This window comes from Kitasatospora sp. NPDC094019, from assembly GCF_044764505.1.
Classification (GTDB): domain Bacteria; phylum Actinomycetota; class Actinomycetes; order Streptomycetales; family Streptomycetaceae; genus Kitasatospora.
The window spans coordinates 29,063-41,825 of sequence record NZ_JBIWIF010000035.1 but is presented as its reverse complement, the minus strand read 5'-3'; the positions used below and the strand labels follow the sequence as shown (position 1 = coordinate 41,825).

General features: G+C 71.0%; 12 protein-coding genes. 5 read left to right on the top strand and 7 right to left on the bottom strand.

What is annotated here, in order from left to right; all coding sequences use genetic code 11:
- Window positions 1–131: 131 nt before the first annotated feature.
- From ACIQ9P_RS38360 to ACIQ9P_RS38345, 4 genes are all read left to right on the top strand, one after another.
- The gene (locus tag ACIQ9P_RS38360) at window positions 132–1,343 is read left to right on the top strand and encodes an SUKH-4 family immunity protein (RefSeq protein ID WP_402366891.1); all 1,212 of its coding nucleotides are present in this window, start codon (window positions 132–134) and stop codon (window positions 1,341–1,343) included.
- A gap of 116 nt (window positions 1,344–1,459) precedes the next feature.
- Complete coding sequence (locus ACIQ9P_RS38355) at window positions 1,460–1,783, top strand: hypothetical protein (RefSeq protein ID WP_402366888.1); 324 nt, start codon at window positions 1,460–1,462, stop codon at window positions 1,781–1,783.
- Window positions 1,780–2,916, top strand: a complete 1,137-nt coding sequence (locus ACIQ9P_RS38350; RefSeq protein ID WP_402366885.1) for a tyrosine-type recombinase/integrase — start codon at window positions 1,780–1,782, stop codon at window positions 2,914–2,916. The genes ACIQ9P_RS38355 and ACIQ9P_RS38350 overlap by 4 nt, the downstream gene beginning before the upstream one ends.
- Entirely contained in the window at window positions 2,916–3,452 is a 537-nt protein-coding gene (locus ACIQ9P_RS38345) for a hypothetical protein (RefSeq protein WP_402366883.1), read from the top strand. The genes ACIQ9P_RS38350 and ACIQ9P_RS38345 overlap by 1 nt, the downstream gene beginning before the upstream one ends.
- Window positions 3,453–3,501: 49 nt before the next feature.
- Here ACIQ9P_RS38345 and ACIQ9P_RS38340 read toward each other — a convergent pair whose 3' ends face one another.
- Window positions 3,502–4,107, bottom strand: a complete 606-nt coding sequence (locus ACIQ9P_RS38340) for a DUF6000 family protein (protein WP_402366881.1) — start codon at window positions 4,105–4,107, stop codon at window positions 3,502–3,504.
- Between the two features lie 96 nt (window positions 4,108–4,203).
- Here ACIQ9P_RS38340 and ACIQ9P_RS38335 point away from each other — a divergent pair, with 96 nt between their 5' ends.
- On the top strand, window positions 4,204–4,500 hold the full coding sequence (locus tag ACIQ9P_RS38335) for a helix-turn-helix transcriptional regulator (RefSeq protein WP_402366878.1): 297 nt from the start codon (window positions 4,204–4,206) through the stop codon (window positions 4,498–4,500).
- A 178-nt stretch (window positions 4,501–4,678) separates the two neighbouring features.
- Here ACIQ9P_RS38335 and ACIQ9P_RS38330 read toward each other — a convergent pair whose 3' ends face one another.
- The 6 genes from ACIQ9P_RS38330 to ACIQ9P_RS38305 all read right to left on the bottom strand — a co-directional run bounded on the left by ACIQ9P_RS38330 (window position 4,679) and on the right by ACIQ9P_RS38305 (window position 12,278).
- Window positions 4,679–5,275: a hypothetical protein gene (locus ACIQ9P_RS38330; RefSeq protein WP_402366876.1), complete on the bottom strand. Its 597-nt coding sequence runs from the start codon at window positions 5,273–5,275 to the stop codon at window positions 4,679–4,681.
- A gap of 303 nt (window positions 5,276–5,578) precedes the next feature.
- Window positions 5,579–6,196 (bottom strand): hypothetical protein, encoded by a 618-nt coding sequence (locus tag ACIQ9P_RS38325; protein WP_402366873.1) that lies wholly within the window; start codon window positions 6,194–6,196, stop codon window positions 5,579–5,581.
- A complete protein-coding gene (locus ACIQ9P_RS38320) occupies window positions 6,193–6,543 on the bottom strand; it encodes a hypothetical protein (protein WP_402366871.1) in 351 nt (116 codons plus the stop codon). The genes ACIQ9P_RS38325 and ACIQ9P_RS38320 overlap by 4 nt, the downstream gene beginning before the upstream one ends.
- Before the next feature lie 112 nt (window positions 6,544–6,655).
- On the bottom strand, window positions 6,656–10,729 hold the full coding sequence (locus tag ACIQ9P_RS38315; protein ID WP_402366868.1) for an AAA family ATPase: 4,074 nt from the start codon (window positions 10,727–10,729) through the stop codon (window positions 6,656–6,658).
- Between the two features lie 8 nt (window positions 10,730–10,737).
- Window positions 10,738–11,655, bottom strand: a complete 918-nt coding sequence (locus ACIQ9P_RS38310; RefSeq protein WP_402366866.1) for a hypothetical protein — start codon at window positions 11,653–11,655, stop codon at window positions 10,738–10,740.
- Complete coding sequence (locus tag ACIQ9P_RS38305; RefSeq protein WP_402366863.1) at window positions 11,652–12,278, bottom strand: hypothetical protein; 627 nt, start codon at window positions 12,276–12,278, stop codon at window positions 11,652–11,654. Before ACIQ9P_RS38305 ends, ACIQ9P_RS38310 begins: the two co-directional genes overlap by 4 nt.
- Between the last annotated feature and the right edge of the window lie 485 nt (window positions 12,279–12,763).

Genomic DNA, 12,763 nt, shown 5'->3' with positions numbered 1-12,763 from the left:
GTCACGTCAAAACGCGCCACGATCCCGAGTTCTACCAGACACACCAGCCCACAACCGAGCCACCACAAGATCCGAACCCTGAACAGCCCCTAGTGTCGTCCGACAACGAACGGACACAAGGGGGTGCAACGGTGGGATCGGATGCGGGTGCGGGAGCCAGTGGCTGGCCGGCGGGTCTGACGGACGAGGTGAGCCGGGAGCTGCTGGCGAGCGGCGAGTTGTCCTGGTGCTACGCGTACCTGGACCTGCGGGCCACCACCGAGGGTCCCCCGAAGTCGGCCGCCCTGTGGTTCGGCGAGCTGCTCGTCGAAGGGGGCGCGGGGCTGTTCGTTCTGGGTGAGGCGCTCTACCCGTCGGGGCGCGAGGACGTGACCGTGCTTCTCGACGGAGCGAGCGGTGAGGTGTACCTGGCGTGCCTCGGCGAGGACGGGCTGCTGCGGTGCGACCTGCTGGCCAGCAGCCCGCGCGCCCTGGTCACGCTGATGCTGGTCGTGGAGTCCACCACACTGTGCGCCGCGGGCGACTACGAACGGGCCGAGGACGACGACGGGGCGCCGTACGGGCCCACGACCGTCGATGCGGCCGTGCGGCTCGGGCTGCGGGAGATGCGTGAGGCCGATCCGCAGCTGTGGGAGCGCACGGACGGGCGACCCGCGCACTGGGAGATCGCGCTTGGGGTCCGTGCTCTGGCCTGGGGCGCGGCACCCGGGAAGCCGGGCGAAGGGTTCACGGTCGGGTCCGACCTGGTCGCCGACCTCGCCGAGCTGACCGGCGACGGCACCCTGCGGCGGTTCAGGCCCGACGAGCTGCCCGAGCCCCTCCTCCACGACGCGACACGGCGCCTGCTCACCGACGTCGGCCTGCCCCTCTCCGACCGCTGCGCCCTGACGATCGCCGCCGACGGGCCGCTGACCACCATGGCGCAGCGGTACCCCAGCGGCTACGCCCCCGACCGTGACGGAGAGTTGACCGCGCGCCCGTACCAGGGCGACTACGTGGCACTCGGCGGGTGGATGTACGACCTCGACGTCGCGCTCGACTGTGCCACCGGTCGGCTCGAGCTGCCCGACCGGTACGACGACGACCGGCCCGCGCCCTACCTCCACCGCGACCTCGCCACACTGCTCCACGTCCTGTGGACGTACGAGCGGCTGCGAGCGGAGCGCCGGCGCTGGAACCGTCCTGGCGCCGTGTCGTCGTGGGCGGTCTTCCGGCCCCGTGATCTCCTCGACAGCGTCGGCGAGGCCGTCCTGCGCGCCCTCGATCCACCGGCGTGGGCCACTGAAAGCCACTTCTGGCCGATGCGGACCGACGACGGCCACATGGGTGCTCTGCTCGAATGAGCGGACTGCTGCCGGACGGGTCCAACCGCAGGAGCTGGTGCCCTCGGTCCGATGCCCTGGCCGGCCCCGCTGCGAGATTCTCGCGTCGAATGCGATGAGCGGAGAGTGATGAACGGATGGCTGGGGAAACCCTCGCGCCGGGCTCGGTACGGCTGCACCTGGTCGGCGGCCTGCCACTGTTGCGCCCGGGGGAGCAGGTCTTCGAGGCGATGCTGGCCGGCTGGCGCAACCAGCAGCTGGCCAGGAACCTGTCGTTCGGCTACGTCAGCGACCAGGAGCGGACGGTGCGCGCGTTCGCCCGGCACGCGGACGGACTGCCGTGGGAGTGGGCGCCCCAGCACGTCGAGGAGTGGTCGGTGGACCTCCGCTCGGTCCGGGCTGCGCGCGCTCGACGGTGCGCAACTACCAAGGCGCGGTACGGCAGTTCTGCGCCTTCGTGACCAACCCTGCGTACAGCTGGGCGGAGGAGTGTCAGCTGCGCTTCGGGACGCACCCGGTCCAGGCGGTGCACGACTGGAACGCGGCGGTCCACGCCGACGAAGGCGAGGGTGAACCAGAGCGCCGCGCCTTCACCCGGCCCGAGCTGGAGGCGTTCTTCGACTACGCTGACGAGCAGGTGGTGCGCGTCCGGGGCAAGGGCCGCAAGGGCTGGCTGCCGGCCTTCCGGGACGCGGCGCTGTTCAAGACCGCCTACGGCTACAGCCTGCGCCGCAACGAGAGCCGCATGCTCGACGAGGTCGACGTCGGCCCCAACCCTCACGGCCGGGAGTTCGGCGACCACGGCACCTTGATGGTGCGCCACGGGAAGGCGAAGAAGGGCTCGCCGCCCAAGCGCCGCAGCGTGCTGACCGTCTGGCAGTGGACGCCGGTCGTCATCGAGGAGTGGGTCACCGAGGTGCGGCCCGGCATGCGGCACGCCCACGGACCCGCGCTGTGGCCCTCCGAGCGGGGACCGCAGATCGGCCTCCAGCGGCTCGACTCCCGCTTCGCCGCCTACCGTGACGCGCTCGGCCTGGACCCGGCGCTGGAGTTCCACTCGCTGCGCAGGTTCTTCATCACCGACGCGATCATGAACGGTCTGCCACCGCACATAGCCCAGATCGTCGCAGGGCACTCCGATATCAACTCGACGATGGGCTACAAAGCGGTCTACCCGTCGGAAGCCATCGAGGCCCACCGAGCGTTCATGGTCCGCCGACGGGCGACCCGGCCGGGTGAGGAATACCGTGTCCCAACGGACGAGGAGTGGGACGCCTTCCTCGGCCATTTCGAGAAGCGCAAGCTCTCGATCGGCACCTGCGGGCGCGCCTTCGCCACCCCCTGCATCCACGAACACGCGTGCATACGGTGCTCGATGCTCCGGCCGGACCCCGCCGAGCGACCCCGCCTGGTCGAGATCCGCGACAACCTCCGTGACCGCATCGCCGAGGCGGAGCGCGAGGGTTGGCTTGGCGAGATCGAGGGACTACAGGTCAGCCTCGCCGGCGCTGACGACAAGCTCGCCCAGATCGACCGCCGTCCCACAGCCACTACCGTCGATCTCGGCCTTCCCAACATCAGGAGCAAGGAATAGTGAACCAAGTCGCAGTTCCCGAAGACCCAGCCGCCGACCCCAGCACCTGGACGATTGAACGACTTCGGACATTCGCTGCAGATGCCGCAGGTCAACAGCTCGAGACCGTTCGCGTCGTCGCTCAAGCGCACGCCTATCACTCCCATGAGCCACGGGACGTCCGCCAGCAATGGGCCAAGCTGTCTTTGCAGGCCAACCATCGTATGCACGGCGACGGCCTCTGGGATCGAGCCCGGATGGCACAGCATGACTTCATGCTTCGGACGTGGATCATCGACCAATTCGGTCCGGACGAAGACCCGGACTGGAGCCCCGAGAAGCTGGCGGCCGACACGCTCGCCGCACTGACCCTCGCGCCGGCTGAAGCCCGCGTACTCGCAGATCGCTGGCGGGACCTCCCCGTCGAACAGATCGGCGAACTGCGCCGGCACAAGAACCTGACCACCCATCTGGACAGGCTCGCCAACCACCTCGAGCCGGGCCCGGTGCGGGACCGACTCATAGACTGGACGGAGGCACGCAGCCACCTTCCATGACCCGAAATCCGAGGCTCAGGCTGCTGCCTCGCGGCCACCGCCTCGAAGGTCAGAGAAGATCGGCGCTCTCCTGGGCGAAGGCGCACAGTCGGCCGACGATCGGCAAGTATGCCTGCGGTTCGTAACTCTTACTCGGTGGCCCCTCAGTCCACTGCTGCCAGAGACCACCTGGAGTAAGGAAACGACCCGAGTGGTCAGCGCCGAGCTGAGCGTCGAGATATAGCAGCGCCCCGAGAGCGAATGCCTGATCGTAGTAGAGATCCGGGCGCCGCAAGTACCGGTCCAGGTAGGCGCTCAACAGTTCAGCGTCTGCGGTGGTGCCGAAGTTGGCGAGCGCCACGCAGTAGGCCGCACCGGCGTAGGGCCCCTCACTGGCGAGCAGGAGCTCGCCGAGGCGGTTTCGGAAGGCGGTTCTACCTGCGACGGCGATCAGCCAGGCAGCGGTCTTACGTTCACGCCAGCCGCCCTCAAGCAGGACAGTCAACTCTCTCGGAGTAATTTCGGCGGCAGCCCCAGCCAGTTCATGCGAGAACAGAGCGCGTTCGGCCCCCGTCAGCTTCAGCAGGTGGCCGCCGAGGCGGAGGTAACGCCGATCGGGAGTGACGTAGCGGCGAACCAGGGCCTGCAGTTCGGGATCCTCATGGGCATGACGCATAGCCACATCCTGGCCCGGGTGACGCTGAAACGGCCAACGATTACCGTCACCGCGACTCTCACTGCGAGGCGCTCAGAGTAGTTCAGAGAAGCCCGCGTGCGCTCCCCCAGGGAGCTGGCCGGCAATCCGGAATCCTGGCCAGGCGGGACCGTCGCCGAGCCGGGAGCGGAGGCGGTGCGGCAGATTTCCGCCCGCCTCGCGGACGCCATCGCGGAGCGGGAGTGGAGCCTCAGGCAGGCCGCCGCCGCGTCGGGGGTGAACCGGCAGGCCATCGCCAACCTGCTGGCCGGGGCCTCGTGGCCGGACGTGGCCACTGTCGCCCGCCTCGGCGCGGCGCTGGGCGTCGGGCTATGGCCGGATGGGAACAGGACTGATCGAACCCTGGAGCATTGAGCCTCGATTCCGGCCCGGTCGCGCACATATGCGACTGGGAACGGGCGTACTCGCGACACCACCCCTCCGAGGGCCGAACTGCTACTACCCTCGAAGACGCGCTAAGCCGCTAACAGGGAGCTGGCGCACCTCCGGCGCCGCCGGGGCTGGACCCCCGGCGGCGCCACCTGACCATCTCTCACGCTGCCCTTGATGCCTCCTCGCCGGCCGGTGCCTGGGCCGGAGTACTCTGCGGGACGGCGATCCGGAAGCACCCGGGTTCCACCTCGACGGCCTTGCCTTCCTTGACCAGGCTCTTGCATCGGCCCCGGGTCGTCTCGATCCGCGCGGGAGACACCTCCTCGCCAATCGCGGCCGTGATCTCCCGCGCCCGCATCGCCCGGCCCGAGGTCGCCAGCAACGACAGGATCCGCTCAAGCCCCTCGGCCCAATCCAGCCTCTGGGCTTCCGCTGTCGGCTGAGACGGGTGGCGGGTGGACGCCATCGGCGTGAACCCGGAAGCCGGTGCGGAGGACTGTGCTTCCTGCCCGCCATGGGCGGAGGCGGCCGGTGCTGCGGGGTCCCAGGCGCGCTCCGGGGTGGCAGGCGCCTGCGCCGGGGCGGACACCGTGCCGGCATCGGGCTCTGGACCGCCCAGCAGCTGCAGAGCAGTCTCCCGAGTGATCGCCAGCCGGATCAGGCGCTCCTCGGCCACCGCCAGTTCCGCCCGAAGCACGTCCAGCTCTCCACGGACGATGGCCTCTTCCTCGTCCAACCGCTGGAGCAACGACGCCATCGCCGACCCCTGCCTTCCCCACACGGGCCACCTGCTGTGCGCAACCGTAGGGTCTGGCCCCAAACGCCCGCAGGCGCTGACCGCACCTGCCTCAAACGGAGCGACCCTGGTCCGCAACCTGCCCACCTGCTGACCATTGGCGGACAAGATCGATGCGGAAGTGCCTTGGCGGTCAGAGCTCCGACGTGTCCGGGGCGGCACAGCCCTGCCTGACGACCAAGGCACCACCGGTGAGCAAGGCGTCGCGCGCCGGACCGGATGCCGCTGCCCGGCCGCCGGGCATCGCGGCCGGGGCGTCGCGTGTCATGTGTCGGCCTCGGCCGCAGGCTGCCCTGGAGTGGGAGCCGGACGGGTCCAGAGCGTGAGGTCGCTGCTGGTGGCGACAGCGACCGTGCGTCCGGAGGGCGAGAAGCCGGCAGCCCGAAGCTCGGAGTAGTTGGAGTCAAAGATGTGCCACCAGCCCTGCCCGTGCGGACCGTGGTGGAGCGTCCTCTCGTCCTCGAACAGCAGAACGCGGTCATGCGGCCACTGGGGACTGACGACCTCCAGATTCCAGCCGTCAACGGTGGTGGTGTGCAGACCGCCGCCGAAGAGTCCCGCCATGGGCACCCGGGTCCCGACGACCGGGCCGAGCCCGGGGCAGGTCAGATCCGGCACCGCGTCCCACGTGCTCTCGTCCGCGTCAGGATCACGGTCCCGGGCGATCTTCTCGCCCGTGACAGCGTCGAAGAGTCCGTGCCCGTCGAGGGAGACCACCATCACGAGATCCCGACCCGTGTCAGGGGAGACAGCGAACCCGATACCGAGCAGACCCCCGATGGGGGTTCGCCGGTCCAGAACCGGACGCCAAGGGGCCGGCGCGGCAGTCTCAGGACAGGACAGGAACCGTTCCCGCAGCCTCTGATGGTAGTCCGAGATCAAGGTGACTCCTCCTGTTCCACCGAGCTGTCAGCCGACCCGAGGTGCTGCCGCGCCAGGACCCAGAGCCCCTCGAAGGTGTCCTCCGTGACCTCGATGGCGCCTGCCAGCTCCTCCCAGCCGGCGAGAGGGCCCTCTGCGAGGACGCCGTACTTCCGCTCGTAATCGGACATCGCGGAAGGACCGGCACTGTCCCTCAGCTCCAGGACTTCGGTCAGAGCGGCTGCTGTCACCCACAAGCGGGCCGCCCCCTTCAGGTCGACCTGCCGTAGCGCCCACCCCTCGTCATCGAGCTCGAAGTACGACCAGATGCCGTCCTCGGCAGAGTGGGCCCGGATCCATTGCGTCATGGATCCATGATCGCCATCCCCGCGCTGGCCCCGGGCATTCACCCGTACTGTCCGGCCCGCTCTCTCCGCGGGTCCGGTACGGGAAACGATCACTCGCCCTTCGGGAAGCGATCTACGACACCCTCGGATCACTCCTGGCCAGCACTACTCGTGAATAGCCCGTGACGGCGGTGTCCTGCGGGTCGTCGTACATCGAGGAGATGTCCAAACAGAGGAAGCCATCGTAGGTACCTGCGATGAGCAGGCCGTGGGCTGCTGCCAGCGAGTGAATGCCCGCTGCCAGGGGCAGCACGGTTCCTGTGCCGGTGTCGGGGTCCCAGACCCGCACCGTCCCGTCATCGCTTCCAGTGGCAAGTCGGGCGGTGCCGTCCGCAGCGACGAACGCCACCACCGCACTCACATCTCTGGTGTGGCCGGTGCGGATCTCGCCGACCTGGGCGCCGGTGGCGGGGTCCCAGACCCGCACCGTCCGGTCGTATCCGGCGGTGGTGGCAAGGCGGGCGGTGCCGTCCGCAGCGGCGAACACCACCACCGCACTCACCCTCCTGGTGTGGCCGGTGAGGATCTCGCCGACCTGAGCGCCGGTCGCGGGGTCCCAAACCCGCACCGTCCTGTCATCGCTTCCAGTGGCAAGTCGAGCGGTGCCGTCCGCAGCGGCGAACCCCACCACCGCACTCACCCTCCTGGTGTGGCCGGTGAGGATCTCGCCGACCTGAGCGCCGGTCGCGGGGTCCCAAACCCGCACCCTCCCGAGGTATCCGACGGCAATGGCGAGACGGGCGGTGCCGTCCGCAGCGACGAACACCAGCACCGAACCCATCCACCTGGTGTGGCCGGTGAGGATCTCGCCGACCTGAGCGCCGGTCGCGGGGTCCCAGACCCGCACCCTCCCGTCGAAGCCGGTAGTGACGAGGCGGAGGGGGCCGTCCGCAGCGGCGAACACTCCCACCGCATACACCCCGTCGGTGCGGCCGGGGAGGGGATCGCCAGTCCGGGTGCCGGTGGCGGGGTCCCAAACCCGCACCGTCCCGTCGAAGCCGGTAGTGATGAGGCGGGTGCTGCCGTCCGCAGCGACGAACTCCAGCACCGCGCTCACCCTCTCGGTATGGCCGGTGCGGATCTCGCCGACCTGGGCGCCGGTGGCGGGGTCCCAAACCCGCACCGTCCCGTCATCGCTTCCAGTGGCAAGGCGGGGAGTCCCATCCGGCGCGCCGACCACCCCCACCGCACTCACCTCTCCGGTGTGGCCGGTGCGGATCTCGCCGACCTGGGCGCCGATGGCGGGGTCCCAGACCCGCACCGTCCGGTCGTATCCGGCGGTGGTGGCAAGGCGGGTGGTGCCGTCCGCAGCGACGAACGCCACCACCGCACTCACCTCTCTGGTGTGGCCGGTGAGGATCTCGCCGACCTGGGCGCCGGTGGCGGGGTCCCAAACCCGCACCGTCCGGTCGTGTCCGGCGGTGGTGGCAAGGCGGGCGGTGCCGTCCGCAGCGGCGAACACCCCCACCGCACTCACCCTCCTGGTGTGGCCGGTGCGGATCTCGCCGACCTGATTGCCGGTGGCGGGGTCCCAGACCCGCACCGTCCCGTCGTAGCCGGTAGTGGCGAGACGGGCGGTGCCGTCCGCAGCGGCGAACACCCCCACCGCACGCACCCCGTCGGTGTGGCCGGTGAGCTGGAGATGGAGCCGGCGTCGGTGGACCTGCCCTGTGATCAGGTCGGGGAACCGTGTTCCGGGGCTGTCGTACGGTGGTTCGGCGGGTGGTGGGGTGCCTTGGATGTAGGTGGTCCCGAGCCGGCGCCACCACCGGCGCCGGGCAGTGCTGGCGGGGACCAGCCCATCTGGGGTGTCGCCGCGGGCGTGGTGCTGGAGGAGGACGGTGCCGGCGATCGCGGGAGGCAGGTCATGGGTGGGCAGGCCGTGGCCGAAGACGGCGGTGGTGATGCTGGTGAGGTCGAGCATGTCCAGGACCTGGGGGTTGTCGCCCAGAGTGTCGAGGGCTCCGGCGGTGTGGCCGAGGCGGGCGTGGGCGGCGAGGTGCTGGCGGACGTAAGGGCTGATGACAGCGAGCGCGGCGCCGGTGCTGCTGTCGTCGTGGGTGCCCGGCCACTGCGGGTTCGAGGTGGCGTGGTGGATGAGGGCGGTGGTGATGTCGGCGTGGGCTTGGGCGGTGCGGGGGGCGGCGGTGAAGTGTTCGGTGAAGGTGCGGTGGGCGAGCCGGTAGACGCTCTGCCCGTGCTCCTGGTCCAGGGCGAGGTAGGGGGCGGCGGCCTGGAGCAGGTCCTGGATGGTGTCCCGTACCTGGATGAGATCGGCTCCGGGGGCGAGGGCGGCCGCGATGCGGGCCCAGATGCCGTCCTGGTCGGGCAGGCCGCGGCCCTGGGCGAGGCCGAGCGCCTGGAGGAGCGGCAGGAAGAGGGGGTTGGTGCGGCGCAGGCGGTCGAGGGCGCGGGTGAAGAGCTGGCGGTGGGTGCGGCCGATCAGGGGGGTGGGGTCGGTGACGAGGCTTGGGTCGTTGAGGAGTTCGTGGGCGGCGAGGCGGACGTAGAGGAACTGCTGCGGTTCGCTGTCCTGAGGGTGGCCGGTGACCAGGCGGTGGACGGCGGCGGAGATCTCGGCGTCGGCGGCGTGCAGGACGCTGCGGTGCTTGGCGGTGGTGAGTTTGGCCCGCAGATACCCGGCGAGGGCTTCCTGGTCGTGCCCGACCTCGACCACGACCGGCCCCCTTGCCGGGTCGGCTGCGCCGTGCGGCTGGGGGCTGAGGGCGTCGAGGAGGTCGGTGTCGCCAGGTGCGGGCTGGTCGGGTCCTTCACGGGTGGAGCGGCGAGTGCCGACGATCAGGCGGACACCCGGCAGAGCGGCGAGCGGGCGCAAGAGAGTACGGGCGATGTGAAGGGGCTGGTCGGCTTCGTCAAGGGCGTCGAACAGGAGCGTCAGCGGGGACCGGCGCTCGCGCAACTCGCTGATCAGGCGGTCGGCGAGGGCAGTCGCGGGTTGTCCCCGGGCGGCGTCTTGGGCGAGATCGGGCAGGCCGGCGGCGTCGGCGACGAGCCCGATGGTGCGGTGGAGGGTGAGGCCGGCGAGGTGAGTGGTGAGGTCGAACCGGCCTTCGGGATAGGGGACGCCCGCAGGCAGCGCGCTGAGGTGGCCGCGGTCGGTGAGGACCCTACGCAGGTCGCTGTTGGCGTACAGGAGGATGTGGCCCAGGAGCGCGGATTTGCCCGCGCCGGCGGGGCCGGTGACGATCAGGGCGCCTTGGGGGGCGGTGGCCAGCCAGTGCAGGATGTGGTCGCGTTGGACGGTGCGGCCGTGGAAGTACCAGGCGAGTTCGCCGAATTCGGCGCCGGAGGCTTTGGGGACGAAGTGGCGGCGTTCGTCGGGCGGCAGCTGGTCGATGACGGCCTGGACCTCGTCGAGCTGGTCGAGGGGGCCGCGGACGGTGGCGGCGATGTCTGGGTGGAGGCGCACGAGCCGGTCGCGGTCGTCGAAGGTGGCGGCTTTGACGTAGCCGCCCAGGACGGAGGCGAGTGCCTGGCCGAGTTCGACCAGCCCGATGGTGGTCCTGCCCCGGAAGGTGACGGTCAGGGCCCGGCGCAGGACGTGGGTGAAGGCGCCGAGGTCGGCGTAGCCGCGGGCGGCGGTGGACAGCAGCAGGTATCGCTGGGCTGCGCCGCGGTGGCGCCGTTGAAGGGCGAGGTCGACGTCGAGGGCGAACTCGTGGGAGAAGCACGCGTCGAGGACGATGATCGTCCAGCTGTCCGCGTTGTCGGGGTGCAGAAGGCGGTTGCCGATGGCGTGGGCGAGCTCTTCGGGGAAGATGCCGCTGTCGATGGGGGCCCGGGTGTGGTGGTGGGCGAGATGGCCGGCGCTGCCGTGGCCGGCCCAGTACAGCACCGAGTTGCCGTGCCGGTCGGCGGCGGGCTGCTGCCAGGTACGGAGCCGGTCCTCGACCGCGTCCCGGCCGCGTTCGTGGCCGGCGGCGGTCCACCGGTGCACCTGGGGGCCGAAGGGGGCGAGCAGGCCGGTGATCGCGGTGACGTGTGCTTCGGTGTCGAGGTCGGGAAGGCCCGGGTCCCGGTAGGTAGTGAAGTTCACCGGGAAGAACTCGACCCCGGTCACGTCCGTGTCCTGCGGGCCGGGCTCCGCCGGGCTGCCGGAGGGGTGCGGGGCTTGGGGTGCAGTCATGGGGAGGGTCACCGGGTCCTGGTGTCGGGCGGGCTGACGAGGACGAGCTGGGTGATGGGTGGGTGGGTGCCGGTGGTGAGGGTGACCCGGTACAGGTCGGGCACGTCGGCGGTGAAGGCGGCCGTCAGGGCGCCGTCCGTCCGGCCGGGGTCGCGGGCAAGGGTCAGGGGGTGGCCGGGGCGGCCGGTGGTAGCGGAGCGCACGCTCAGGGCCGCCCCGGCCGGGGCGCCGAGGCCGGTGACCGTCAGGGGGAGCGGGGCGCCTGGCGTCCCGCCCAGGCACGGCACGGTGAGACCGGGCTGCGGGCCCTCACCCGACAGGCGCCCGCCGGACCGGCGTTCCAGGACGACGGCGCTCACCTGCCGCAGGACTTCATCGTGGCAGGGCAGGGTGCCGTGCTGGCCGTGCACATAGGCCGGTGCGGTGGCGCCGGCCTGGGCGGAGGGGGTGTGGACGGTGCCGTCGCCGAAAGTGTCCCGTCGGGCGGGGATGCCGGTGCGCGCATCGCGCAGGAGTTCACCGTCGTCGTCGACGTCGAAGGCGTAGTGGCGGCCCAGGGCGACCGCGAGGCCGCCGCGCCGCTGCTCGTCCAGGGTCTGCACGGTGGGCTGGCCGACGCCCACGATCGCCCGGTGCCCGGGCAGCGCGACCGGGTGCTCCCAGTGCCGGGTGGGGGTGTCCAGGGAGCGGTCGGCGAGGTCGTGGTCGCCGCCGAACCGGGCGACGTCCTGCGGGGTGAGGCGGTCGACGTCCAGGCCGCGGTCCAGGCACCGGTAGGCGGGCAGCAGGTCGTGCAGGCCCGGCAGGGTGGCCGCCAGTTGCTGGACGTGCCGCTGGAGCCACGCCGGGCGGGCCTGGGCGTGCTGGAGGTTGAGCGTCAGGACCGCGCCGGCCGAGCCCAGGAACGGCGTGCCGACGGTGATCACGGCGCGGGTGTCGGCGGCGAGCCCGGGGTCCTGCTCCAGCGCCGCACGGACACCAGCCCGCCCACCGAGTGCGCCACGAACACCAGCCTCGGCTCCCGCTCCCCGGCTGCCCGCCACCCCGGGTGGGCCGCGACCTGCTCGCGCCAGCGGGTCAGGCGCGCGCGGGCCGCGCGCGCCAGTACCGCCCCGTTGTAGGCGACCGCCAGGCGCCAGTCGTAGGGGAACGGCAGGACCGCCTCCGGCGCGAGGGTGGCCTTGCGCAGCACCGCGGTCAGCTCGGTGTACGGCTCCAGCCACTCCAGGAAGGGCAGCCACCACGGCCGCGAGATCAGCCTGGTCGCGCGGATCCGGGTCAGCGGCCCGGTGCGGAACGTGTCCGCGTCGGCGGCCCGCTCCTGCTCGTCGGCGTGCAACGCGCCCAGGAATCCCCTGGCCAGCAGCGGGTCCGTCAGCATCGACAGGTCTGCGCCCCACAACGGACAGCCCGTCCCGGTGTCTTCGAGGACGCTGCCCATGATGCCCGGCACGATGACGCACGCGTCCCGGGTGCGGTCCTCGAACACCGGCGGCGCCCCCGCGAACGGCAGCCCGAACCCCTTACTGATGTCCCCCACGGTACCCATGACACCCGACGGTAGGGCAACACCGAGACCCGGGCAGGGCTTTGTGGAAGAACGAACCGCCCTTCCACAGCCCACCCAGGCGCACGACCCCGCCCGCCGGAGCGCCACCCGGGCCCGGCACCAGACCACCAGGCGCCACCTCGGTCGCCTTCCGAAGGCCCGCCGTGATGCGGACGAACGACATCGCTGCTACCCGGCGCATCTCACTGCCTACGCCCAGCCAAGAGGCAACCGGCTCCATCCTCCTCAACATGCCGACTTGACAGACATCCCATGAGCTGGAGAGTCAAACGGTGAGTGCATGAGCTCCAGGGGGGAGGCAGTCCCCTGTCCGTCGCCAGCCCGTCGTTCAGATCGAACGGATGCCCTAGTCTCGGCGGATGACGCTCTACTTCGACCCAGTGGCCATCCTCGGCACGACCGCGATGCCTTTCGGGGCCGTTCGGAAGACCGACTGTGGCTCAACGTCCCCGGGCCCTTCTACG

Bases quoted from the DNA above. Each gene is read 5' to 3' on its own strand.
- ACIQ9P_RS38355 (WP_402366888.1), top strand. From the start codon at position 1,460: ATGGCTGGGGAAACCCTCGCGCCGGGCTCGGTACGGCTGCACCTGGTC.
- ACIQ9P_RS38340 (WP_402366881.1), bottom strand. From the start codon at position 4,107: ATGCGTCATGCCCATGAGGATCCCGAACTGCAGGCCCTGGTTCGCCGC.
- ACIQ9P_RS38330 (WP_402366876.1), bottom strand. From the start codon at position 5,275: ATGGCGTCGTTGCTCCAGCGGTTGGACGAGGAAGAGGCCATCGTCCGT.
- ACIQ9P_RS38320 (WP_402366871.1), bottom strand. From the start codon at position 6,543: ATGACGCAATGGATCCGGGCCCACTCTGCCGAGGACGGCATCTGGTCG.
- ACIQ9P_RS38315 (WP_402366868.1), bottom strand. From the start codon at position 10,729: ATGACTGCACCCCAAGCCCCGCACCCCTCCGGCAGCCCGGCGGAGCCC.
- ACIQ9P_RS38305 (WP_402366863.1), bottom strand. From the start codon at position 12,278: ATGGGTACCGTGGGGGACATCAGTAAGGGGTTCGGGCTGCCGTTCGCG.